Origin of the sequence: Neotamlana laminarinivorans (assembly GCF_020523925.1) — a bacterium.
Classification (GTDB): Bacteria; Bacteroidota; Bacteroidia; order Flavobacteriales; family Flavobacteriaceae; genus Neotamlana; species Neotamlana laminarinivorans.
Map to the genome: position 1 here is coordinate 277,563 of NZ_JAJAPW010000003.1, position 24,685 is coordinate 302,247.

General features: G+C 33.3%; 24 protein-coding genes. 11 read left to right on the forward strand and 13 right to left on the reverse strand.

The window, feature by feature from the left end:
- The first annotated feature begins 85 nt into the window (after positions 1–85).
- Genes LG649_RS07930 through LG649_RS07945 form a run of 4 tightly spaced genes read left to right on the forward strand, consistent with a single transcriptional unit; the run spans position 86 to position 2,213 of the window.
- Positions 86–595, forward strand: coding sequence for an RNA polymerase sigma factor (locus LG649_RS07930; RefSeq protein ID WP_226543063.1), 510 nt, complete (start codon positions 86–88; stop codon positions 593–595).
- A complete protein-coding gene (locus LG649_RS07935; RefSeq protein ID WP_226543064.1) occupies positions 582–1,055 on the forward strand; it encodes a hypothetical protein in 474 nt (157 codons plus the stop codon). The genes LG649_RS07930 and LG649_RS07935 overlap by 14 nt, the downstream gene beginning before the upstream one ends.
- A 39-nt stretch (positions 1,056–1,094) precedes the next feature.
- Positions 1,095–1,652: a DUF4252 domain-containing protein gene (locus LG649_RS07940; RefSeq protein ID WP_226543066.1), complete on the forward strand. Its 558-nt coding sequence runs from the start codon at positions 1,095–1,097 to the stop codon at positions 1,650–1,652.
- 18 nt (positions 1,653–1,670) lie between these two features.
- Positions 1,671–2,213, forward strand: coding sequence for a DUF4252 domain-containing protein (locus tag LG649_RS07945; protein ID WP_226543075.1), 543 nt, complete (start codon positions 1,671–1,673; stop codon positions 2,211–2,213).
- Between the two features lie 71 nt (positions 2,214–2,284).
- On the opposite strand, the gene LG649_RS07950 is transcribed toward LG649_RS07945, so the two are convergent.
- The 3 genes from LG649_RS07950 to LG649_RS07960 all read right to left on the reverse strand — a co-directional run bounded on the left by LG649_RS07950 (position 2,285) and on the right by LG649_RS07960 (position 4,508).
- Positions 2,285–2,473 (reverse strand): hypothetical protein, encoded by a 189-nt coding sequence (locus LG649_RS07950; RefSeq protein ID WP_226543077.1) that lies wholly within the window; start codon positions 2,471–2,473, stop codon positions 2,285–2,287.
- Positions 2,474–2,477: 4 nt separating this feature from the next.
- Complete coding sequence (purB, locus tag LG649_RS07955; protein WP_226543079.1) at positions 2,478–3,821, reverse strand: adenylosuccinate lyase; 1,344 nt, start codon at positions 3,819–3,821, stop codon at positions 2,478–2,480.
- Between the two features lie 126 nt (positions 3,822–3,947).
- Positions 3,948–4,508, reverse strand: a complete 561-nt coding sequence (locus tag LG649_RS07960) for an adenylosuccinate lyase (RefSeq protein WP_226543081.1) — start codon at positions 4,506–4,508, stop codon at positions 3,948–3,950.
- A gap of 46 nt (positions 4,509–4,554) precedes the next feature.
- Here LG649_RS07960 and LG649_RS07965 point away from each other — a divergent pair, with 46 nt between their 5' ends.
- From LG649_RS07965 to LG649_RS07980, 4 genes are all read left to right on the forward strand, one after another.
- Positions 4,555–5,022, forward strand: coding sequence for a heme-binding domain-containing protein (locus LG649_RS07965; protein ID WP_262904484.1), 468 nt, complete (start codon positions 4,555–4,557; stop codon positions 5,020–5,022).
- Complete coding sequence (locus LG649_RS07970; RefSeq protein ID WP_226543083.1) at positions 5,022–6,254, forward strand: glycosyltransferase; 1,233 nt, start codon at positions 5,022–5,024, stop codon at positions 6,252–6,254. Before LG649_RS07965 ends, LG649_RS07970 begins: the two co-directional genes overlap by 1 nt.
- Before the next feature lie 66 nt (positions 6,255–6,320).
- On the forward strand, positions 6,321–7,886 hold the full coding sequence (locus tag LG649_RS07975) for a serine hydrolase (protein ID WP_226543084.1): 1,566 nt from the start codon (positions 6,321–6,323) through the stop codon (positions 7,884–7,886).
- A gap of 39 nt (positions 7,887–7,925) precedes the next feature.
- Positions 7,926–8,252: a DMT family transporter gene (locus tag LG649_RS07980; protein ID WP_226543086.1), complete on the forward strand. Its 327-nt coding sequence runs from the start codon at positions 7,926–7,928 to the stop codon at positions 8,250–8,252.
- Here LG649_RS07980 and LG649_RS07985 read toward each other — a convergent pair.
- Positions 8,249–8,926: an SIR2 family NAD-dependent protein deacylase gene (locus LG649_RS07985; RefSeq protein ID WP_226543095.1), complete on the reverse strand. Its 678-nt coding sequence runs from the start codon at positions 8,924–8,926 to the stop codon at positions 8,249–8,251. The genes LG649_RS07980 and LG649_RS07985 overlap by 4 nt on opposite strands.
- A gap of 79 nt (positions 8,927–9,005) precedes the next feature.
- Between LG649_RS07985 and LG649_RS07990 the strand changes: the two genes are divergently transcribed.
- Positions 9,006–9,668, forward strand: coding sequence for a TrmH family RNA methyltransferase (locus LG649_RS07990; RefSeq protein ID WP_226543097.1), 663 nt, complete (start codon positions 9,006–9,008; stop codon positions 9,666–9,668).
- Here the strand turns inward: LG649_RS07990 and LG649_RS07995 are convergent, their stop codons facing one another.
- From LG649_RS07995 to LG649_RS08010, 4 genes are all read right to left on the reverse strand, one after another.
- Positions 9,669–10,436: a carboxypeptidase-like regulatory domain-containing protein gene (locus tag LG649_RS07995; protein ID WP_226543099.1), complete on the reverse strand. Its 768-nt coding sequence runs from the start codon at positions 10,434–10,436 to the stop codon at positions 9,669–9,671.
- A gap of 203 nt (positions 10,437–10,639) precedes the next feature.
- Positions 10,640–12,400 carry a DEAD/DEAH box helicase gene (locus LG649_RS08000; RefSeq protein ID WP_226543101.1) on the reverse strand — a complete coding sequence of 587 codons (1,761 nt, stop codon included), beginning with the start codon at positions 12,398–12,400 and terminating at the stop codon, positions 10,640–10,642.
- Positions 12,401–12,780: 380 nt separating this feature from the next.
- Entirely contained in the window at positions 12,781–14,013 is a 1,233-nt protein-coding gene (locus LG649_RS08005) for a M48 family metallopeptidase (RefSeq protein WP_226543102.1), read from the reverse strand.
- Positions 14,014–14,159: 146 nt separating this feature from the next.
- Positions 14,160–14,957 carry a TrmH family RNA methyltransferase gene (locus tag LG649_RS08010; RefSeq protein WP_226543104.1) on the reverse strand — a complete coding sequence of 266 codons (798 nt, stop codon included), beginning with the start codon at positions 14,955–14,957 and terminating at the stop codon, positions 14,160–14,162.
- 82 nt (positions 14,958–15,039) lie between these two features.
- On the opposite strand from LG649_RS08010, the gene LG649_RS08015 reads away from it, so the two are divergent.
- Entirely contained in the window at positions 15,040–15,834 is a 795-nt protein-coding gene (locus LG649_RS08015; protein ID WP_226543106.1) for a DUF6503 family protein, read from the forward strand.
- Positions 15,835–16,005: 171 nt separating this feature from the next.
- Here the strand turns inward: LG649_RS08015 and LG649_RS08020 are convergent, their stop codons facing one another.
- The 3 genes from LG649_RS08020 to LG649_RS08030 form a co-directional block, all read right to left on the reverse strand.
- Positions 16,006–17,277 (reverse strand): amidohydrolase family protein, encoded by a 1,272-nt coding sequence (locus LG649_RS08020; RefSeq protein WP_226543108.1) that lies wholly within the window; start codon positions 17,275–17,277, stop codon positions 16,006–16,008.
- Between the two features lie 25 nt (positions 17,278–17,302).
- Entirely contained in the window at positions 17,303–20,293 is a 2,991-nt protein-coding gene (locus LG649_RS08025) for an amidohydrolase family protein (protein WP_226543110.1), read from the reverse strand.
- A 75-nt stretch (positions 20,294–20,368) separates the two neighbouring features.
- The gene (locus LG649_RS08030; protein WP_226543112.1) at positions 20,369–21,436 is read right to left on the reverse strand and encodes a DUF3810 domain-containing protein; all 1,068 of its coding nucleotides are present in this window, start codon (positions 21,434–21,436) and stop codon (positions 20,369–20,371) included.
- Between the two features lie 172 nt (positions 21,437–21,608).
- Between LG649_RS08030 and LG649_RS08035 the strand changes: the two genes are divergently transcribed.
- Positions 21,609–23,069 (forward strand): aminoacyl-histidine dipeptidase, encoded by a 1,461-nt coding sequence (locus LG649_RS08035; RefSeq protein ID WP_226543114.1) that lies wholly within the window; start codon positions 21,609–21,611, stop codon positions 23,067–23,069.
- Here the strand turns inward: LG649_RS08035 and yihA are convergent.
- Both yihA and LG649_RS08045 read right to left on the reverse strand, forming a co-directional pair.
- Entirely contained in the window at positions 23,066–23,677 is a 612-nt protein-coding gene (gene yihA / locus LG649_RS08040) for a ribosome biogenesis GTP-binding protein YihA/YsxC (protein ID WP_226543115.1), read from the reverse strand. The genes LG649_RS08035 and yihA overlap by 4 nt on opposite strands.
- 47 nt (positions 23,678–23,724) lie before the next feature.
- The gene (locus LG649_RS08045) at positions 23,725–24,489 is read right to left on the reverse strand and encodes an alpha/beta fold hydrolase (RefSeq protein ID WP_226543560.1); all 765 of its coding nucleotides are present in this window, start codon (positions 24,487–24,489) and stop codon (positions 23,725–23,727) included.
- Between the last annotated feature and the right edge of the window lie 196 nt (positions 24,490–24,685).

Here is a 24,685-nt window from a genome sequence, read left to right on the forward strand (position 1 = left end):
TGGATGTAACAAAATAAATACTGTGTCGTCGTAATAACAAATAGCAGAAATAAACCGGCTGCTTTTTAACAAAACCAAACCAAAAATGACTCAAACGGAGTTTTTAAATATTGTAATGCCTTTTAAGGATAAAGTGTTTAGGGTAGCGAAACGCTTACTTATCTCGACCGAAGAGGCTGAAGATGCTACTCAAGAAATTCTATTAAAGTTGTGGAAAAACAAAAAGAAAATACAGGAGTATAAAAATGTAGAGGCTTTTTCAATGACTATGACCAAGAATTTTTGTTATGACAAATTAAAATCGAAACAGGCGCAGAATCTTAAAATTGTACATAGCAATTATGAGGCAAAAGAAACGCCTTTACATAAACAAGTAGAGCTTAACGATAGCGTTAATTGGGTAGCTAAAATTATTGAAGAATTACCAGAGCAACAACGTTTAATTGTACAGCTTAGAGATATAGAAGAATACGATTTAGATGAGATTGCAAAAATGCTAAATATGAATAATACAGCAGTACGTGTAAACTTATCTAGAGCGAGAAAAGCAATAAGAGAAAAATTGACTAATACACATAATTATGGTGTTAAATAATATAGAAAAATTATTAGAAAAGTACGATAACGGTGAAACTAGCCTAAAGGAAGAGCAACTGTTAAAAAACTATTTTACAAGCGACAATGTAGCTCCGCATTTAGAAATGTATAAACCTATGTTTGCGTATTTTTTGGTAAACCAACAAGAACAATTTACTAAAGACGTTCCTTTAAAAACTACTAGAAAATTTAATTATAAATGGATTTCTGTCGCAGCAGTAGCGGTTCTTATGTTGGGGTTTTATTTTGGTACAACAACTAGTAAAGATGAGTTAGGTACCTACCAGGACCCACAATTGGCCTATAACGAGGTTGCAAAATCTTTAGAAATGATTAGCAAACGTTTAAATAAAGGCACAGCAACAGTTGGGTATTTAAATGAGGTTAACAAAGGCACAGCAACCTTAGGTTACCTTAACGAAATTGAAAATTCAACTAGTATAATTTTTAAAAAGTAAAAAGTAGAAAAAGAAGTTAAAATTTTAAAAAACAAAAAAATGAAAAATAAATTAATAGTATTTGTATTAGCCGTAATGTTATTACCATTAACAGGTATGGCCCAAAAAGATATTTTTGAGAAGTATAGCGATAACTCGAATGTAACTTATGTAAACATTAAACCTAAAATGTTTCAGATGTTAGCAAAAATTAATATTGATGTAGACGATCCGGAAGCTCAGGCTTACATGGATATGGTTAAAAGTATTACCAGCTTTAAAACTATTGTAACAGATAACGCAGCTATTGCTGCAGATGTTACAAAATGGGTAGGTTCTCGTTCTAGTGCTTTAGAAGAACTTATGGAAGTTAAAGACGATGGTACAACAGTTAATTTTTATGTAAAAGAAGGAAAAGATGCCGACCACGTTAAGGAACTTTTAATTTTTGTTAATGGGATAGATAAGGTTATGGAAGACAAAATAGAAATTAATGGTAAGCAACGTAAAATTGAAACTGTTGTTGTGTCTTTAACTGGTGATATTGATTTAAACGAAATATCAAAACTTACTTCTAAAATGAATATTCCAGGAGGCGAGCATTTAGATAAAAAATAAGAAAACAAACCAACAATCATGAAACGAACAATCATAAACCTTTTATTAGTAGTAATTACCACAGTTTTTTTAACAAGCTGTGGTAATGAACCTAGTTTGCAACAATATTTTGTAAACCACCAAGAGTCTGCTAATTTTATTTCGCAAGACGTACCATTATCTATGGTAGAAATAGATAAATCTGGTTTTACCGAAACACAAATGGAAGCTTACGAATCGGTTAAAAAATTAAATTTTTTAGGATTTAAATCTAGTCCTTCAAATATTGAAACATATAATACCGAGATAGCTAAAGTAAAAACCATTTTAGCAAACGAGAAGTATAACGATTTAATGGAGTTTAGCGATCGCGGAAATAAAATAATTGTAAAATATTTAGGTGAAGAAGATGAAGCAGATGAGGTTATAGTTTTTGGTAGTGCAAAAGAAACCGGTTTTGGAGTAGTTAGAATTTTAGGAAATGATATGAGCCCAGAAAAAATGATGACTTTAATTGATGCATTTCAAAAAGCCAACATAAATGAAAAACAATTAGAAAATATTGTAAATTTCTTTAAGTAATTTACAGTTATTGTTAATGTGAAAAAAGCTTCCTTATTAAGGAAGCTTTTTTGTTTAAATATATTTTAAAATTAATCTTCTAAATCTTGATTTCGTTTGCTAAACCCTGACTTAAATACGTTAATTACAATGGTGAAAAACATTAGTGTAATTAAAGTTAGCATTATAAAATTATCTAGAATATCCAACAAACCACCTATAAAAAAAGCTGCAGTTAATAGTCCTGAAAGTATTAATGTTTGCTTGTTGGTTAACATCATAATTTTAAATACCAGTATAATTACTTGGCGTAATTGCTTTTAATTCTGTTTTAATTTCGTTTGAAACCTCTAAGGTATCAATAAAATTTGAAATAGAATTTTGGTTTATTTTTTCGTTTGTTCTGGTTAAACCTTTTAAGGCTTCGTATGGGTTTGGGTAACCCTCGCGACGTAAAATAGTTTGTATGGCTTCGGCAACAACAGCCCAATTGTTTTCTAAATCTTCGGCAAATTTACTTTCGTTTAAAAGTAGTTTGTTTAATCCTTTTAAAGTAGATTTAAAACCAATTAATGTATGCCCAAAAGGTACACCAACGTTACGTAAAACGGTACTGTCTGTTAAATCGCGTTGTAAACGAGAAATAGGTAATTTAGCAGCTAAATGCTCGAAAATAGCGTTAGCAATGCCTAAATTTCCTTCAGAGTTTTCAAAATCTATTGGGTTTACTTTATGCGGCATAGCGCTACTACCAACTTCGCCTTTTTTAATTTTTTGTTTAAAGTAATCCATAGCAACGTAGGTCCAAATATCACGATCTAAATCAATAATAATGGTGTTAATACGTTTTAAAGTATCAAACAAAGCGGCCATGTGGTCGTAATGCTCAATTTGCGTAGTAGGGAAGGAGTGTTGTAATCCTAATTTTTCTTGTACAAATTTAGATCCGAAGGCTTTCCAATCAATATTTGGGTAAGCCACGTGGTGTGCATTAAAGTTCCCTGTTGCACCACCAAATTTAGCAGCACTTGGTATATCGTTAAGCAAATTAAATTGCTCTTGTAAGCGTACTACAAAAACGTCAATTTCTTTACCTAAACGGGTTGGTGATGCTGGTTGCCCGTGTGTACGCGCCAACATAGAAACGCTAGCCCACTCGGTTACTAATTCTTTTAATCTATTTAAAACGGTTAAGTATTCTGGCACATAAACATCGTTCATGGCTTCTTTAATACTTAACGGAATTGCGGTGTTATTAATGTCTTGAGAAGTTAATCCGAAGTGAATAAACTCTTTAAATTCAGATAAACCTAAGGCATCAAATTTTTGTTTTATAAAATATTCAACCGCTTTAACATCGTGGTTGGTTACTTTTTCTATGTCTTTAATTGCTGTAGCGTCTTCAGCTGTAAAATTTTTGTAAATAGCTCTTAAATCTTCAAAAATAGCCGAATCCACATTTTCTAATTGCGGTAATGGAATTTCACAAAGTGCGATAAAGTATTCTATTTCTACTAAAACGCGGTATTTAATTAAGGCTTCTTCAGAAAAATAAGGCGCTAATGCATTTGCTTTATTTCTATAACGACCATCAATTGGAGAGATGGCATTTAAGGTTGAAAGTGACATATTTATGTGTGTTGTTTTAAAAGCGCAAATATAGTTTTTTTAAGCGATAAACGTTGTGGCTTGAATTTCAAATTTTCAAAAAAAATATGCGTTTAAAACTGAATATTAATGGTGTAAAAGACAAATCTATTTAAGTTTTTTTAGAATGCGTTTTGCACGGGCTTTAAAAGCGGCACTTTGGTGATAAAAATCGCGCTGCAAAATGGTTTTTAATTCGGGGTAAATCCAATCGGAATCTTTACCAAATAAAAATAAAGTGTGCATGCTGTAAGCTTTAGCGGCTACTTTTTGGTCGCTTATCATATAATCAAAACACAACTCAATAATTTTTTCTCGATGCGTCAAGGTTAAGGCATGTTTTACTTTGTTATTTTCTTTGCTATAAAGGGCATTGGCTAAGTATTCACATATTTTAGCAACAGGTCTCACGGCCGGATCAAGGTGAACTTTGTGCATGTTTTTTGTAAAATAATCGAGATGCGGAATAATTAAATATAAATTTTCTTTACAAGTAAACTCTAATACCCAAGCAGCTTTACACGAAATTTTATCGTCTGTTTTAAAAAGAATATCAAGCAAATTAGTAAATAAATTTGGGTTTGCTAAAACTAAATTGGCGTAATACAATCGTTTTTCGCGAGAATGGTTCACATAGTTTAATTCTTCGTAAAGTTGTTGGGTGGTCATTCTTTTTTTATATTTTAGGAATCTAATTTAACCAATAATAAAAACGATGAAAAAAATATTTTACCTAATTGCTATAGTTTTAATCGTTGCACAATTTTTTCAACCAGAAAAAAACGAGGGTAGTTTAGCTTCGGTTGAGCCATTTTATAATGAAACAAAACCATCGGAAGAAGTAAAAACCATTTTAAAAACAGCTTGTTTTGATTGTCATAGCGATGCTACAAATTACCCTTGGTATAGCAAAATAACACCAGTTAATTATTGGTTAGCCGACCATATTGAAGACGGAAAAAAGCACTTAAATTTCTCGAATTGGGTTGGTAACTCAGTAAAACGAAAAGACCATAAAATGGATGAATTGATTGAGGAAATTGAAGAACATAAAATGCCTTTAGAATCTTATACTTTAATTCATAAAGATACCAAATTAAGCGAAAGCCAAATAGAAGCGGTTACAACTTGGGCAAAAATGGTTCGCGTATCTTATGGTATTGAAGCTTTACCCGAATATTAATGCCAAATTTATTAATAATTGGTTCTGTTTGGCCTGAGCCTAAAAGTTCTGCGGCAGGTAGCCGAATGATGCAGTTGGTTGATGTCTTTTTACAAGCCAATTATAACATTACGTTTGCAACTACAACCTCAAAAACAGATAATGCATTTGCTTTAGAAGAATTAGGAGTTATAGAACAGCAAATAAAACTTAACGATTCTAGTTTTGACGATTTTATACTGAACCTGAAACCCGATGTGGTTATGTTCGATAGGTTTGCAATCGAAGAACAATTTGGTTGGCGTGTTGCCGAACATTGTCCGAATACATTACGAATTTTAGATACAGAAGATTTACATGCTTTACGAAAAGGAAGACAGCAAGCCTTTAAAGCAAATGCAATATTTAATGAAACATATTTATTTAATGATGTTGCTAAACGTGAAATAGCCAGTATTTACCGTTGCGATTTAAGTTTAATTATTTCTGAATCAGAGATGGAAATTTTAAAAACGCAATTTAAAGTTCCAGAAGCTATATTATGTTATCTGCCATTTTTATTGAATCCTACTGAAGCAGATGCTTTAGAAAAATTGCCTAAGTTTAGCAACAGGCAGCATTTTATAACCATTGGCAATTTTTTACACGAACCCAATTACAATGGCGTTTTATTTTTAAAAGAAAGTATTTGGCCACTTATAAAAAAGGAATTGCCAAAGGCAGAAATGCATATTTATGGTGCTTATGCATCACAAAAAGTTAATCAGTTACACAACAAAAAACAAGGTTTTTTAATAAAAGGTTTTGCTGAAGATGTTCATGAGGTTATGCAAAAGTCCAGAGTATGTTTAGCAGCTTTACGATTTGGTGCTGGTTTAAAAGGTAAACTAGTTGACGCCATGCAAAACGGAACACCTTGTGTAATGACGCCTATTGCTGCAGAAGGTATGTTCGGAAACCTAGAACCAAATGGGTTTATTGAAGACAACCCTGAAAATTTCGCAAAAAAAGCCATAGAGTTATACAAAAATGAAGCCCTTTGGAACCAAAAACAACAAAGTGGATTTGAGGTTATAAATACACGATTTAATAAAACTCAGTTTCAAAGTGATTTTTTAGAGAAGATTAAAGTTTCAACAGAACAGCTTCACGAAAACCGACTTCACAATTTTACGGGACAAATACTTATGCATCATACCATGCAAAGTACCAAATTTATGAGTAGATGGATTGAAGAGAAAAATAAAAATTAAAAAATAGAGTGTTTATAAGTCCCTTTAAGTCTTATATTTAAATTGTCATTTAAAACCCTCAATGTTATGAAACTTTATTCAAAGTCTTTAATTTTATTCTTTTTACTGTCATTAAGTTTTAAAAGTGTTTCTGCACAATATTCAGAGAAACAAATCGATTCCATAGTAAATTATGCATTGTCCAAATTTAATGTTGCGGGTACAGCTATTGCTATTGTAAAAGATGGAGAAACTGTTTACCAAAAAGGATTTGGGGTAACTTCCGTAAAAAGTAACATACCGGTAAATGTAAATACAAATTTTGCTATAGCATCAAATAGTAAAGCATTTACAACAACAGCGCTATCACTTTTAGTAGATGAAGGAAAACTAAAATGGACAGATAAGGTTAAGGATTATATTCCTGAATTTAAAATGTACAATCCTTATGTTACAGAAAATTTTAATATTGAAGATTTACTAACTCACCGAAGCGGTTTGGGTTTGGGTATTGGAGATTTAATGTTTTTTCCAGACGGAAGTCATTTTACTTTAGATGATTTATTAGCGAGTTTCCAATATTTCGAACCCGTTTCAGCATTTCGTACAAAGTTCGATTACGACAATTTATTGTATATCATTGCGGGCGAAGTTATAGCCAGAGTTTCGGGAATGACATGGGAAGATTTCATTGCTACGCGTATTTTTAAGCCTATTGGTATGAACCAATCTTACGCTAGTTTAGATAATATAGATGATAAAAGTAATTTAGCATCACCTCACGATTCTAATTCTGGAACACTTAAAGTATTGCCAGATTTTAAAGAGATGATTAATGGTGCCGCTGGAGGAATTTATTCCAATGTAAACGATTTAACACAATGGTTAAAAGTGCATTTAAATCATGGTAAATATGGCGATAGTTTACAAAACGAATTGTTTTCCGTAAAGCAGCAAGATAATATGTGGAAGCTTCATACTATAATGGAAACAAATAAAAACCCGAGATATAACTCTCATTTTTCAGGTTACGGTTTGGGATGGTTTTTATCTGATGTCAAAGGAAATATGAAAGTTGATCACACTGGAGGTTTGCCTGGTATGCTGTCTTTAACAGTAATGATTCCCGATATTAATCTTGGTTTCGTAATTCTAACTAATACAAGTGACGATGGTGGTGCGTTTTTCTCCTCTGTTGGCAATACTATTTTAGATAGTTATTTAGGGTTGGACGATTTTGGTTGGATTGATAAATATGCCGATTACTTTAATAAAAGAAAAGAAAACGGCGATAAAGTAACTGAAGCCGTATGGGAAACCGTGAGTAATAACAGTAAAATAAAAGTTGATTTAAAAAAATACACTGGTATTTATAAAGATGATTGGTTTGGTGAAATTGAAGTGTTTTTAAAAGAAAAAAAACTATGGTTTAAAAGTGAAAAATCTCCTAAGTTAAATGGAGAAATGTTTTTTTATAAAGCCAATACCTTTGCCATAAAATGGGAATATCAAGATATGAATGCCGATGCTTTTGCAATGTTTTTTTTAGATGAAGAAGGAAAAGCACAGGAAATTAAGATGAAAGGTATTTCGCCAAATATAGATTTTAGTTTCGATTTTCATGATTTAGATTTAAAAAGAGTAGAAGAATAGTTTTTGTAACCTAATTTTGCAAGAATTAAAAACAAAATAATGAATTGGATACTTTTAATTATAGCAGGTTTATTTGAAGTTGCTTTTGCTTCATGTTTAGGCAAAGTAAAATCTACCACCGGTATGGAATCTAAATATTGGTTTGTTGGGTTTTTAGTTTGCTTAGCAATTAGTATGATTTTATTGGTAAAAGTAACCAAAGTTTTGCCAATTGGAACGGCTTATGCCGTTTGGACAGGTGTTGGCGCTGTAGGAACTGTTTTGGTGGGCATTTTTATATTTAAAGAACCAGCAACATTTTGGCGTTTGTTTTTTCTAGTAACACTAATCACTTCAATTATTGGATTGAAAATGGTGAGTCATTAAACTAAATAATGGTCAATCACTTTTTTAACACCTGTGGTCGCATTTTCGGAAATAACAGTTAGGTTTTTATTAGAATCAATACTAGGTTTTGGGTCTATAAAATACACCGGAATACCATCTGGAGCATAATGCATTAATCCTGCCGCAGGATACACTTGCATCGATGTGCCAATAATTATTAAAATATCGGCGGTTTGGCAAACTTCCATGGCTTTTTCAATCATTGGTACATCTTCACCAAACCAAACAATATGCGGACGTATTTGGTGGCCGTTTTGGCATAAATCACCTAAAACAATATCTGTTTTGCATTCAAAAACATCATTTATATTTTTAGTACTTCGTGCTTTAAGTAGTTCACCATGTAAATGAATAACGTTTGTGCTGCCAGAACGTTCGTGTAAATCATCAACGTTTTGGGTAATAATTGACACCTTAAAGCTTTTTTCAAGTTCGGCTAAATCTATATGAGCTTGGTTAGGTTTTACGCTTAAAAGTTGACGACGGCGTTGGTTGTAAAAATCTAAAACTAATTCAGGATTTGCTCTAAAACCTTCTGGCGAAGCAACTTCCATAACATCGTGGCCTTCCCATAAACCATTGGCATCTCTAAAGGTTTTTATACCACTTTCGGCACTTATGCCAGCTCCTGTTAAAACGACTATGTGTTTCATGTTTATCATGTTATATTTGCTGTTCCTAGGCGTATAGGAATCTCATCAAATTTAACAACTAAAATAGTTTTTAACTAACATGACAGACATAAAACTACTAGAACATCTCGAAACTTTTTTAACCGAGAATAGGTTAGAGCGCTTTAAAAAAGTTTTGCCAGAGCGCACAAAGCATTTTACGGTTGCAACCGAAGACGTGTATCAATTACACAATACAAGCGCTGTAATACGAAGTTGCGATGTATTTGGTATACAAGAGGTGAATATAGTAGAAGAGGTAAATACAAAACGTATTGATCGTGAAATTGCCATGGGAGCCCAAAAATGGGTAGATTTAAACCGGTTTAATACGGTGAAAGATTGCATTAAAAGTTTAAAAGAAAACGGTTACCAAATTGTAGCTACTACGCCACACACTAACGATACGGTTTTGCATGAATTTGATGTAACTAAAAAGTCGTGTTTTTTCTTTGGAAGGGAAACCGAAGGTTTATCTGATGAGGTTTTAAATGAAGCCGATTGTTATTTAAAAATTCCTATGGTTGGTTTTACCGAAAGTTTAAATATATCGGTTTCTGCAGCTATAATTTTACAGCATGTTACAACAAAACTGAAGCAAACCAACGTTAATTGGCAATTAACAGAAGAAGAAATGCGTGCAAAACGTTTAGATTGGTGTAAAAAAACACTAAAAAGTTATGATGATATTGTAGCGCGTTTTTACGAAGCGCGTAATGAATAATTAACCTCTATTTCTACTTAACAACTTATACTCTTCGTAGCATTCACTTATGGCATCAAGAATTTGTAAATCGTTAGCTGTTTGTATAAATCCTTGCGAGTAGTTGCATTGGTTTACAATTTCATCTAAATCTACTTTATCAACTTGTAGTAAAGCAGTAAGCATTTCACGATCGAATCGAGAAGCTAAAAGGTTTCTAATTTGGTCGTCTTCCTTCATTTGCTTTAACTTTCTAAGCTCATTAGGTTTTTTACCAAACATGCGATGCAAAAAGTCTGCAGGGTTAAAAATAGAACCTAAAACTTTTGAAACTGCGGATTTTTTCCCAGATTCATAACCCGTACCCGATAAACCAGAAATACTATATCTATAATTATCGTTAGGTAAAGGTACTTGTTTAATATCTACCTCTAAATAACCAGTAAGTTTTAATTGGTTAACAACAACTTCTTCTAAGGCTAAAGCTAGTTCGGTTAATTCAATATTTGAACTTCCAAACTTTAACCAGTCGTTTGTAACTCTAACTTTAATAGATTTAAAACCTAAATACGAAAAGTGTAAGGTGTCGTTGGCTTTAGCCGTTATAGAAAATTCACCTTCGCTATTTGTAGTTGTTCCTTTAACTTGGTTTAGGTTAACAATGTTAACGCTTTCTAAGGGCGTTCCATCTGCAGAATTTATAACAACACCAATTACTTTTTCAGCATCTTGAGCATAACAAAAAACTGATGTTAATAAAATAGAAAAAAGTAAAAGATATTGCTTCATTAATTAGTTATTTAGTTGTAAAAGTAATAAAGAAAAATTTGGCGGTTGTTTTTTAGTCGGTAATTTGACTTAAAATTAACAAATAAGTTTAATCTTATCCACACGTTTTTATTAAAAATTTAATTTAAAATGAAAAAATGTCAACCTGATTTAAAAATAATTAAAATCAGGTTGACAAATATTAAATTTTATTTAAATGACTGCTATCTACGAGAACGTCTTGGGCGAGAAGCACCAAAACCAGCACCAGATTTAGCGCGCTTATTGTTACCTCCCGATGATCTTCCTTCGCTGCGTCTTCCGCCACCACGAGAATCTTTTTTTCTTCCTCGGTTTCTATCGCGTCTTCCACCACCTCGGTTTTCTGAAACTTCTACGTTTACAAAACGTCCGTTGTGTTTAAAATCGGTAAAATGTGCTAAAACTTTCTCTTGTAATTCTTTTTCAGTATTAAAAAATGAAAAACTATCTTTAGTTTCAACTTTAAATAAATCGTCTCTACCTAAATCTAATTGCTCACGTAAAAAATCTTTTAACGACATCCAATCGAAACCATCTTTACTACCTACGTTAATAAAGTAACGTGTCGAGTTTTTACTACCGCCGTAAGAGCGTCCTTCGTCTCTATCGCTACTACCTTCTGCAACATTTAAATTTTGTGCTTTTTTGTAATAGTTATAAAAACGTGTAAACTCAACCGAGAAGAATTTTTTAATTAATTCATCTTTACTTGTATCTTCAAAAAGTTCGTTAATACTAGTTAAGTATTTGTCAATTTCGTGGTTTATTTCGGTGTTGTGTATTTTGTTGGCAAGCGACATAAGTTGTACTTCACAAATTTCCATACCATCTGGTACTTCTTTTTTGTCGAACTGACGTTTTATAATACGCTCAATACTTTTAATTTTTCTAACCTCACTTTTGCTTACAATAACCATTGAAACCCCAGTTTTTCCGGCACGACCAGTACGGCCAGAACGGTGTGTGTACGTTTCAATTTCGTCTGGTAATTGGTAGTTAATTACATGGGTAACATCATCTACATCAATACCACGTGCTGCAACATCTGTAGCAACTAGCATTTGTATTTGGTTTTTTCTAAAGGCGTTCATTACCAAATCACGTTGGTTTTGGCTTAAATCGCCATGTAAAGCACCAGCATTGTAACCATCCTCAATAAGCTTTTCGGCTACTTTTTGGGTGTCACGCTTGGTTCTACAGAAAATTACCGAGAAAATATCTGGGTTAGCATCTGCCAAACGTTTTAAAGCTTGGTAGCGGTCTCTGGCATTAACTAAATAATACTCGTGCGATACGTTTGTAGTACTTTCGTTTTTACGACCCACTGTAATTTCCTGTGGGTTATGCATAAAGTTTTTAGCAATAGCTGCTACTTCTTTAGGCATAGTTGCCGAAAATAACCAAGTGCTTTTTTCGTTAGGCGTATGCGATAAAATAGCTGTGATATCTTCCTTAAAGCCCATGTTTAGCATTTCATCGGCCTCATCTAAAACAGCATATTCTATTTTAGTAATATCAACCAAACGACGGCTAATCATATCTTTCATTCTACCCGGTGTAGCAACAATAACTTGTGCGCCACGTTTTATTTCGCGAGCTTGCTCGGTAATACTAGAACCACCGTAAACAGCAACTACGTTTAAACCTTTACAGTGCTTACCATAAAGTTTCATTTCGCTAGCAATTTGTAAACAAAGTTCTCGTGTTGGCGATAAAATTAAGCCTTGGGTAGTACGGCTATCTATGTTAATTTTTTGTAGCATTGGGAAACCAAAAGCAGCTGTTTTACCAGTTCCTGTTTGGGCTAATGCCACTAAATCTTCTTCTGAATTTAATAATAAAGGGATTGCTTTTTCTTGTACTTCACTAGGCTTTTCAAATCCTAAATCTGTAATGCCTTGTAATAGGTAGTCATTAAGACCTAAATCTTGGAATGTGCTCATTCTGTTTTAAATATGTATGCGATTTATTATGTAGTGTTACATAAGAAGCGAATCGACATACTTAAAACCAAACTTCTAGTAACACATCCTCACCCTGAGGAATTTAGCGAAACTCTATTCCGAACTATAATTCGGTATTTCATAATGTTGAGTTTCAAGGTGCAAAGATACACTTTTATTTGAATTGATAGATTAAGACTATAATAATCTTTAAAACTAAAGTTGTATTCGTTTTTGTTTTGGGCGTTTTAACACGCTTTCCGCTATATCTTTTTCTCGTACCTCAAAAAAGGATGCCGCTGCAATCGTTAACGCGTTTATAAGGATATCATGTTATACCCTCTTAGTTTAAGGTTTCTGTATTAATTTAGTTAATAAAATTACTTTCTTAAATTCTGAATGCGCTGTAATAAAGTAGGATGCGAGTAATGCATGAAAACATAAGCAGGATGTGGTGTTAGGTTACTTAAGCTATTTTTATTTAGCTTTTTAAGCGATGTAATTAAAGGTTCGCCCTTGTAAGTATTTTTGGCATAGTCGTCTGCTTGATATTCAAATTTTCTGGAAAACACATTCATAATTAAACTCGTAATTTCCGAAATAGGAGCGTAAAGCATCCCAAAAGCAATTAGCGCAATATGAAAGCTGTGTTTCTCTACACCTAAAGCGTTGGATAATACAGGATTTGATATAAATAATGATAGAATAAACAGTGTTAAGCCAGTAAGTAAAACGGAAGCCACAAGGTTAAAAATAATATGTTTCTTTTTATAATGACCAACTTCGTGGGCTAAAACGGCAACAATTTCTTCATCGTTTAAATCGTTAATTAATGTGTCGTAAAGCGTAACACGTTTTTCGCTACCAAAACCCGAAAAATAAGCGTTAGCTTTTGTGCTGCGTTTGGAGCCGTCTATCACAAAAATTTTATCTAATTTAAAACCAACTGTTTTTGCATAAGCCGAAATTTTATCGCGTAATTCTCCAGCTTCTAGTGGTGTTTGTTTGTTAAATAGCGGCACAATTAATTTGGAGTAAAACATATTCATAAAAACCGTGAACAGTGTAACTAAACCCCAAGCGTACAACCAAAAATAAGTTCCTGTTATCTGGTAAAACCAAATAATTAAGGCTAAAATACCACCACCTAAAATGGCACTCATTAACCATCCTTTAAGTTTATCTAAGAAAAAAGTTTTTTTAGTGGTTTTGTTAAACCCAAATTTTTCTTCTATAACAAAAGTGCTGTAATACGAAAACGGTGTTGTTAAAATGTCGCTTCCAATCATAATAATTCCAAAGAAAATTAAAGCAATTATTATGGGGTTTTCACTATAATTTCTAGCCAGATTATCAACAAATTCGAATCCATCAAAAAATAGAAAAGCTAAAGTTAAAACCACTGAAAAGGTTGAGGTTAAAATCCCAAACTTGTATTTAGTAGCTTTGTAGTTTTGCGATTTTTGGTATTCGGCGTCATCATAAACATCTTGTAATTCATTTGGTAGTGCGTCGTTAAAATGTTTAGCATTTAGGGCATCTAAAATTTTATCAACTAAAAAATTAATGATTATAATGGCTATTATTATGTAGAATAGGGTGTTTGCTGTCATTTGTGTTAAGTTATAAGGCTAAAATAAAAACTATTAATCACACTTAGCTTAGACGAAGTGTATATTTATTATATTATTTAGATTTGAAATGTAAAAACTAAAAACCTAGATTTTTCAAGGTCTTCGACTGCGCTCAGACTGACGGTTTACTTAAATTGTCGTTGTCTTTTGGCTTCAAAAATAATAATTCCAGCTGCAACCGAAACATTCATAGAATCTATTTCGCCTTGCATAGGGATAATAATGTTTTGAGTAGCGTTTACCCGCCAATCTTCACTTAGCCCTGTAGCTTCAGTGCCAACAACAATAGCCGTTGGTTTTGTGAAATCTTGGGTGTGATACGCCACCGATTCTTGTAAAATTGCTGAATAAATATTAATGTTGTTTGTCTTTAAAAAAGCAATTATAGCTTCTGTGCTTCCTGTGGCAATATTATTGGTGAAAACACAACCTACGCTAGAACGAATAATGTTAGGGTTATATAAATCGGTTTTTGGGTTTGCAATAATTACAGCATCAATATTAGCAGCATCGGCAGTTCGTAAAAGTGCGCCAATGTTTCCTGGCTTTTCGGGTGCTTCAGCAACTAAAATTAATGGTGTTTTGGTAGTTAAAGTTAAGTTGGAGATGTCATGGTTTTTAATTTCTGCAACTGCAATAATACCTTCGGTTGTGCTTCTGTAGGCTAGCTTTTCGTAAACTTCTTTCGATATTTCTGTAACTTCTATTTTAAATTCACCAATTAAATCGGTTAAAGCTTCAAAAGAAAAAAGTTCCGGATAAAACAGAATAGATTTAATGGTGTAATTACCCTTTAAAGCAAGAGATACTTCGCGAACACCTTCAATTAAAAATAATCCGCTTTTTTTACGCTGTCGCGATTTGTCTTTTAAAGAAACTAACTCTTTAATATATTTGTTTTGGGTGCTTAAGATTGTTTTCATAGAATACATGCAAAAATACTGTAATTAATGTAATTTCAATTATATTAAATCGACAAACAAAAATTAACCAATATAATATTTAATGAAAAATTTATTCTTATTAGCTTTAACGGTAACGTTGTTTATTTCTTGTAAACAAAAAACATCGGAAGAAACTCCAAACTACAAGGAAGAAACTTTAAATGTAACTACAAGTATTTATCCTGAAACTATTACCAAAGTTTTTGATGCTCATGGTGGTATTGATACTTGGAATAAAATGAATACACTAGAGTTTTTAATAACTAAACCTGCTGGAGAAGAAAAGCATACAACCGACTTAAAAACTAGAAAATCTTTAATAGACATGCAGAAACATACTATTGGATTTAATGGTGAAAATGTTTGGTTAAAAAATAAATTTGAAGATGAATACAAAGGCAATCCAAAGTTTTATTACAACCTTATGTTTTATTTCTACGCGATGCCTTTTGTATTAGCTGATGACGGTATTAACTACGAAGAAGCGGAACCGTTAACTTTTGAAGGTGTTACATATCCGGGGATTAAAATATCGTATGAAGCGGGTGTAGGTGAGTCGCCAGACGATGAATATATTTTATATTACAACGCAGAAACTTACCAAATGGAATGGTTAGCTTACACGGTTACATTTCGCTCTAAAAAGAAAAGTGAAAAGTTTAGTTTTATAAAATATGGAGTTTGGGAAGATTTAAACGGATTAAAATTGCCTAAAACCATTTCTTGGTATAAAGTTGAAGACAATAAGCCAACCGAATTACGTAAAACCTTAACTTTTAACAACACAAAAGCTGAAGAAGTTAAACTAGATACTTCTGTTTTTGAAGCTCCAGAAGGAAGTAAAATAATAGAGTAGAAGGTTTATAAAAAAAATATAAAAAAAGAAGCTGTTTAAAAGGTTTCCTTGTCATTCTAAACTTGTTTCAGAATCTACAACTTATGTCATGAGAACCTGAAACAAGTTCAGGCTGATATATAAAGGGAATTACTTTTTAAACAGCTTCTTTTTAGTTTTAAGTAGCTATAATTAGTTCTCTAACTTCTTAGAATAACGTCTCCAAAGTGTTGTTTGGTGCGTTTCTAAACTAATAGATCTACCATCAATAAATGCTTCAGAAATAATATTTGTTCGCATATCTAACGCATCACCTTCAGAAATAAATAAGGTTGCGCTTTTTCCGCTTTCAAGCGATCCATAATTAGCATCAATACCTAATATTTTTGCTGCATTTAGGGTAATTAGTTGTAAAGCTTGAGTTTTTGTTAGTCCATGTGCAACAGTAGTTCCGGCATAAAACGGTAAATTTCTGGTGTTCATACGTTCCATATCGCCACTAGTTTCAAGGGCAACGGTTATGCCTGCATCGGTTAAAAGTTTAGCCATTTTGTATGGTAAATCGTAATCGCTGTCATCTAAACCAGGTAAAGAGTGTGTTCGCATTAAAACTACAGGAATATTATTGTCTTTTAACAACTTTGTAGTTTTATAAGCTTCGGCACCACCAACAATAACTATGTTTTTAAGATTGAAGGTTTTTGCGAAGTTTACAGCTTCAATAATGCCTTTTTCTTCATCGGCATGAATAAATAATTTTTGCGAACCATTAAATACACCACTTAAAGATTCGAAAGGTAAATGTGTAGGTGTTTTAGCGCCACCTAAATAAGCTTTTGCATTTGTAAAATAAGTTGTTATTTGTTCGGTTTGTTTATCATAATCTTTGTTTACGCTTACATTACCACGTCTTCTTCTAAAGGTGCGAGGCCAGTTTAAATGTACGGCGTCGTCAACTTTTACAGCTGCATCTTCCCAGTTCCAAGCATCAAATTGAACGATAGACGATGTTCCAGATAAAAATCCACCACGAGGTGTAATTTGACCCAAAAGTACACCGTTAGGTCGCATCGATTCAACAACTTTAGATTCGGCATTGTAAGCAATTAAACTTCTAACGTTAGGATTCCAAAGTCCCATTTCAGCATCGTCGTCTGATGCTCTAACGGCATCAATTTCAACCAAACCTAAAGTGGTATTAGGCGCAATAAACCCTGGGTAAACGTGTTTTCCTTTTGCATCAATAACCTCACCTTTTCTAGCAATTTTGGTTAAGGCGCTTCCAATGTAAGTTATTTTTCCGCCTTCAAACATAATTAAGGCATTTTCTATAACCTCGCCGTTACCAATATGTGCGGTGGCACCTTCAATGGTAATGGCTTTAGTTTGTTCAGGTGCTGGTGTTTGTTGCGCAAAACTTATAAGGCAACAGAGCGTGTATAATAATGTTATTGTTTTTTTCATTTTGTATATGTTTTAGGATTAACTTTTAGTGGCTATGTGCTTCAGCTAATTCGTTATCCATGGAATCGCAATGTAATAAGGTTTTTGTTTTCTTTTTTATAGGCTGTGTTTTGTTGCCTTTGCTTTTAGATTGAAGCATTAAATTGATAAGTTCGCTGCGTTCTTTTGTAACTTCAGCTTGTAGTTGCTTATCTTTTTCAATATCAAAATAAGTTTTTCCTTCAATGATGGTTTTTTCCGCTTTAGCGTAAATAGAAAGTGGATGATTAGACCATAACACTAAATCGGCGTCTTTTCCAACTTTAATACTACCAACGCGATCGTCGATATGTAATAATTTAGCAGGATTAATGGTAACGAATTTCCAAGCTTCTTCTTCACTCATGCCACCGTATTTTACGGTTTTTCCGGCTTCTTGATTTAAGCGTCTAGACATTTCGGCGTCGTCACTATTTATGGCAACCGTAACACCGGCGTTGTGCATAATGCTTGCGTTGTAAGGTATTGCATCGTTTACCTCGTATTTGTAAGCCCACCAATCACTAAAAGTAGAACCGCCAACACCGTGTTCTTTCATTTTATCGGCAACTTTGTAGCCTTCTAAAATATGGGTGAAGGTGTTTATGTTAAAATTGAACTTTTCGGCAACCTTCATTAACATGTTAATTTCACTTTGTACGTACGAGTGACAAGAAATAAAGCGTTCTTTATTTAAAATTTCGGCTAAAACGTCTAATTCTATATCCTTTTTATAAGGTTTACCGCTTTTCTTTAATGCATCGTAAGCTTTTGCTCTTGTAAAATAATCGATATAAACTTGTTCTACACCCATTCTGGTTTGAGGAAAACGATTAAAACTACCCCAGTTAGACTGTTTTACGTTTTCACCTAAAGCAAATTTTATAAATTTAGGTGTGTTGGTGTAAACTAAGTTATCTGCAGATTCGCCCCATTTTAATTTAATAATAGCAGAACGACCACCAATTGGATTTGCAGAACCATGTAAAATTTGAATAGAGGTTACACCACCTGCAAGGTTACGATAGATGTTTGTGTCGGTTTCATCAATAACATCTTCAATGGTAACTTCGGCAGATGAGTTTTGACCACCTTCGTTAACAGATGCTGTTGCAATATGCGAGTGTTCATCAATAATACCTGCGGTTAAATGTTTGCCAGTAGCATCAATAACTTTTGCTCTTCCGGCAGATAAGTCTTTGCCTATTTTAATAATTTTACCATCTTTTATTAAAACGTCCGTGTTTTCTAGAATGCCTTCAGCTTCACTTGTCCAAACTGTAGCGTTTTTAAATAAAAGCGTTTCTGTTTCTGGTAAGGTTTTAAAACCAAACGCTTTATTTGGATAACTCACTGGGTAAAGTGTGTTGCTTTTGTTATCGTCTTTGTCTTTTTTCTTTTTATCAGATGTGTCTTCAGAAGGACTTAAATTGGCAACAAAACTGTTTTCGGTGCCATTAGGTGAAATAGATTTCCCGGTTAAACCGTTGGTTTCTGGATTGGCAATAATGCGTATAAATTCATTTTTAGTAGAATCTATAGTTGCCATAGATATACTTACCCAGTTTTTGTTATAAGTAATCTTAGAATCTAAGGTTTTACCGTTAGCAGTAATTTTAGTTTTTGGTTTACTTAGCTCGCCAGAGATAGACATCTTATAATCTTGGTTTGCAATAGAAAACGTATAATCGCCTTTAATATCTTTTTTGTCAAGGGCTTCAATAACTGTTTTGTCTCCTTGAACCCAGTTTTCGTAAAGCGTCGTTTTTTTATCGAAAATATCGCCCGAAGTAATTAAAAAGTTGGCTAAGCTTCCGTTTTTAAGTGAACCTATTTCGTTTTCCTTGTTAATAAGTTTTGCAGGAACGGTAGTTAATGCGGCAAGGGCTTTTTCTTTAGAAAGTCCAGCATCAATAGCTTTTAAAATTTTCGCTTTTAATTCTTTAGCCGATTTTAATTTGTGCGTAGTAAAAGCAAATTCAATATTATTTTCTGCTAAAATTTTTGGGTTGTGTGGTTTTTGGTTCCAAGCGCGCATATCTTCGAGCGATAAAGAAGCTGTAGTAAAAGGATCTTCAACATCAAAGGCATCAGGGAAATCTAACGGTAAAATTATTTTAGCATTGGTAGCCTTAATCTCGTTGATACGTTCGTATTCGTCTCCACCACCAAGCATAATATATTGTATGCCGTAAGCATCACCAACTTTATCGGCTCTTAAAATGTTGGCCCTACTACCAGCATCAAAAATTTGAATTAAACTTTTGTTTTTATTTAATGCCTCTAGTGATAAATCTTTGGTGTTAATATTGCCTTTTGCATACCAATCGGCATCAATATATAACTGCCTTAAAAGCGCCATACTTCCCATAATAGAAGATGGATAACTTTGGTTAGATTTTACACTGCGGTTAAATGATAAGTATTGGCTAGAATGTTCCTCTAAAATACGGTGTTCATTACCTTTGCTGTTGTTTAAAGCAATTAGTGTTCCCGAGCCACGAACAATGCCATCGTGAACATGTGTGTTAACAACGCCAAAACCAGCTTTAAGTAAATCGGTAGCTGTTTTTTCGCTATATGATAAGGCAGAAATGGCTTCTTGTTCTGGCATAACGTGGTCGTTCCAGTAATATCCAGTTCTACTTGGCTTATATTGTGCAGAGCGCGAACGTCTGCTTGGTCGTTCGGGTTGTTTAACACCAAAAGTAGAATATAAATCTATAAACGAAGGATAAATACTCTTGCCTTCTAAATCTACAACAACAGCATTTTTTGGAATATTTACCGAAGTTCCAGAATTTACAACTTTACCGTCTTTAATAAGTAAAGTACCTTTTTTAATAATTTCGGTAGGTGTAACATAAATTTTAGCATTTGTTAAAGCCGTGTAATTACTGTTTTTTGTGTGTACACCATCGTTTTTTGGGAAATAATCTTGAGCGTTTATTGCGACCGATAGAAATAGTGCAACAAACCAAATGGATTTTTTTAGCATGTTTTGAGTTAGTTTTTTTGTTAAAAATAAAGAAATTAGGAATTGCTTAACAAATTCTTAGTGTTTTTTAACTTTTTATAAAGATTTTTCATTAAAATAGTTGGTTAAAAGCGCCACGACATAGCTGTAACTTTCCATGCCTTTACTTTGTTTATTGGCTTTTAAAAACCCGCTGTAAAATTGTTTAAAGTAAGGTTCTGCAGGGTTTTGGTGAGCTTCCCAAAACAAGCGGGTTTCCTCGTAATTTTTTAAAACACCTAAGTTAACATCAGCAATTAAATCTTCAAAAAGACAAACATCGCGTCTGTAAATTTCGTTTAAGCAAAAGTGTAAAGCAAAACTATAACCCGTATATTTAAAATAAGCGTCTTTGTGATTTATAGCGGCTAAACATCCAATAAAATTAGCTTCATTTTCGGCAGCATAACCTAATTGATGCGCCATTTCGTGTGTAGTTGTTGTGGGGAATTTATAACTAGGAATTAAGCTGTTTACTTGTGCCTCGTTGGTTAACGGGTTTAAATAACCACTAAAACCCATGTAAGTTAAAGGGAAACTAAATAACGATTTTTTTGCACTTTCTGGGTAGTATTCTAAATCCGGAAATGTTTGTTTTAAAGCCTTATAACCGTCTGGAGCTAATTTTAAAATTTCGTTTTTTGTGTATGGTAAATTAACAATTAAAGTGTCGTTTTTAGTAATGTTAAAATGCGCTTCGTTGGATTTTGAAATCAACTTTTCTGTTATTAAAACCAATTGTTCGGTAGTATAATCGGCCTCTAAATTCAGGTTTTCATGCAAAGGCAAACGGTAATAATTTAAACCCCAAAACATATGAAAAGCAAAATATATTACAGAAACCGCTGCAAAGACATCAATTAACCAATGTTTTGTATCGCTTAAAATACGTTTTCCGTTAATAAAAATCCATCTAATTATGTAAACTACTGCCAACGAATACACTAAATCGCCAAACGAAAAAGGCAGCCATCCCAAAGTAAAACGCAACGCTTTCGAAATATAAATGTACAAGCCATTGCTGTAATATGTTTCTATAAATTCAGGGAAATTCGCAAGTAATTTCACAAACAAAAATTGCGGAACAATAGCAAAAGCTAAAACAAGTTTTTTATTCTTAGGCATTCATCAAAAGTAATAAAAATTAGAGCCCAATGGTTGTTTAAAATTTGTTAAGGTTTCTTCCTGCTTTCCGCTATATCTTTTTCTCATACTTCAAAAAAGGATGCCGCTGCAATCAGGAGCAGCTGCCAAAGTCGGTTCCTTTTTACTACCTTTGCAATCTAAAATAAATCACATGAATCACGATATAAGACAACTAGAACCTCAAGAACTTTGGAATAAATTTGCCGATTTAAATGCGGTTCCAAGACCTTCAAAAAAAGAAGAACGTGTTATTGCATTCATGAAAAATTTTGGTGAAACTCTTGGTTTAGATACTGTTGTAGATGGCGTAGGAAACGTTATTATTAAAAAGCCTGCAACTCCAGGAATGGAAAATAGAACTACGGTTGTTATGCAATCGCATTTAGATATGGTTCATCAAAAAAATAACGATACCGTTTTCGATTTCGATACTCAAGGCATCGAAATGTATATTGATGGCGATTGGGTTCGCGCTAAAGGAACAACCCTTGGCGCAGATAATGGTTTAGGCGTAGCCACAATAATGGCTATTTTAGAAAGTAATACTATTGAACACCCAGCCATAGAAGCGCTTTTTACTATTGATGAAGAAACTGGAATGACCGGTGCTATGGGATTAAAAGGAGGTTTGCTTACTGGTGGCATTTTACTTAATTTAGATACCGAAGAAGATGATGAAATTGGTGTAGGTTGTGCTGGAGGAATAGATGTTACGGCAACCAGAATTTATAACGAAGAAGAAACACCTGAGTTTAAAATTGGTTATAAAATTCAAGTAAAAGGGTTACAGGGCGGACATTCCGGAATGCAAATTCATGAAGGTTTAGGTAATGCCAATAAAATAATGAATCGTTTGTTGTTTGATGGGTTCGAGTTTTATGGACTTCGAATTTCAGAAATCGATGGAGGCAGTTTGCGAAATGCCATCCCAAGAGAAAGTCATGCTGTTGTAGCTATTGATGCTGTGAAGGAAGATGAGTTTAAAGCTATAATAATAGAGCTTGCTAATACAATAAAAGCAGAATTTAAAACTACAGAGCCAGATTTAGAAATTTTAGTTGAGCCATGTGAAACGCCAGAAAAAATAATGGATTTAGGTATTCAAGAAGGTGTAACACGTGCACTTTATGCCGCTCATAATGGTGTTTATCGCATGAGTGCAGATATTCCAGATTTAGTTGAAACCTCAAATAATATTGCTCGAGTAATAATTAAAGAAGGAAAAATTCATATTGGATGTTTAACAAGGTCATCAGTAGATAGTGGAAAAGATGACTTAGCCAATGCACTTCGTGCTACATTCGAGCTAACAGGTTGCGAAGTTGAGTTTTCTGGAGATTACCCAGGTTGGACACCAAATATGGATTCTAAAATCCTTAAGGTTATGACCAAAATTTATGAAGATTTAAATAACGAAAAACCACATGTAGCAGCCTGTCATGCAGGTTTAGAGTGTGGTATTCTTGGGCAGAATTATCCAGAAATGGATATGATAAGCTTTGGGCCTAATATAAAAGGGGCACATTCACCAGATGAGCGCGCTCAAATATCTTCAGTTCAAAAATATTGGAAATTTGTATTAGAGATTTTAAAAGCGATACCTGAAGCTTAGTTTTCTTCAGTATTCATATTGTTATTAAGTTCGTCTATATAACCTAAAACCTCGTCTTGTCCAATGTTTTTACTCGATGAGGTTATGAAATAATTGGGCATATCTTCCCAGGTTTCAAGTAATATGTTTTTATAATCTTGTACGTGGTTTTCTATGGCTTTGGGTTTAAGCTTGTCGGCTTTGGTAAATATAATAGAGAAAGGAATCCCGTTTTCACCTAACCATTGCATAAACTCTAAATCAATAGTCTGGGGGTTGTGTCTAATATCAACTAAAACAAAAGCAGTTACTAGTTGTTCTCTAAAACTAAAATATTGAGTTATAAATTTTTGAAATACTTTTTTAGAGCTTTTAGAAACACGGGCGTAACCATAGCCTGGTAAATCTACTAAATGCCAATTTTTATTAATTAAAAAATGGTTTATAAGTTGTGTTTTTCCTGGTTTACCAGATGTTTTTGCTAAGCTTTTTCGGTTGGTAAGCATATTTATAAGTGAAGACTTTCCAACATTACTTCGGCCAATAAAAGCATATTCCGGTAATCTGCTTTTAGGGCACTTTGCAACATCTGAATTACTTACAATAAATTCGGCAGATTTTATATGCATAATTTTTTATTTCAGCTCAATTCGAAAAAGACACTAAATAAATTAGATTAAAACTCTCTTTTTTGAAGCCATGAATACAGAATTTCATTAAATTTTTTTGGATGCTCCATCATTGCAGCATGTCCACATTTGTCAATCCAAAATAATTCAGAGTCTGGTAATAGTGTGTTAAATTCTTCAGCCACATCAGGAGGAGTTACAGAGTCGTTTTTTCCCCAAATTATACAAGTTGGTACATTTAGATCAGGCAAATCTTTAGCCATATTGTGTCTAATTGCACTTTTTGCGATAGCTAATGTTTTAACAAGTTTGTTTCGGTCGTTTACGGTTTCGTATACTTCATCAACAATATCTTTGGTTGCTACTTCAGGGTCGTAAAAAACATCCTGAGCTTTCTTTTTAATAACTTCGTAATCGCTACGTTTTGTATAGCCGCCACCCATGGCGTTTTCGTATAATCCAGAGCTTCCAGTAATAACAAGAGCTTTTACGTTTTCTGGGTATAATTTTGTGTGATATAAACCAATGTGGCCGCCAAGAGAGTTTCCTAGTAAAATAACTTCTTTTAGGCCTTTGTGTTCAATAAAATCGTGTAGGTATTTAGCGAAGCTTTTTACGTTAGTTTTTAGCAATGACATACTGTAAATTGGTAATTCAGGAATTATAATTCTATACCCTTTTTTGCTAAAAAATTCCGATACGGCACTAAAGTTACTCAAACCTCCCATGAGGCCATGTAATACTATAATTGGGGTGCCTTCTCCATCTTCAAAATAACTGTAATTTCCTTCTTTTTTTAATCTATGCGCCATTAAATAGTTAATCATTGCAATTAAAAACAAATATAGGTATTTCATTCTTATTTCCTACCAATATCGTTTTTATCACTAACAAATTTACAAAAACTATGTGTTAATAACTCTCAAATTTTAATTGAGATAGGGCTATAGCTTTGTAAGCCTTTAGTTTATGGGGTTTTTAAGCGTTTTTGTGCTTGTAAATTAAATA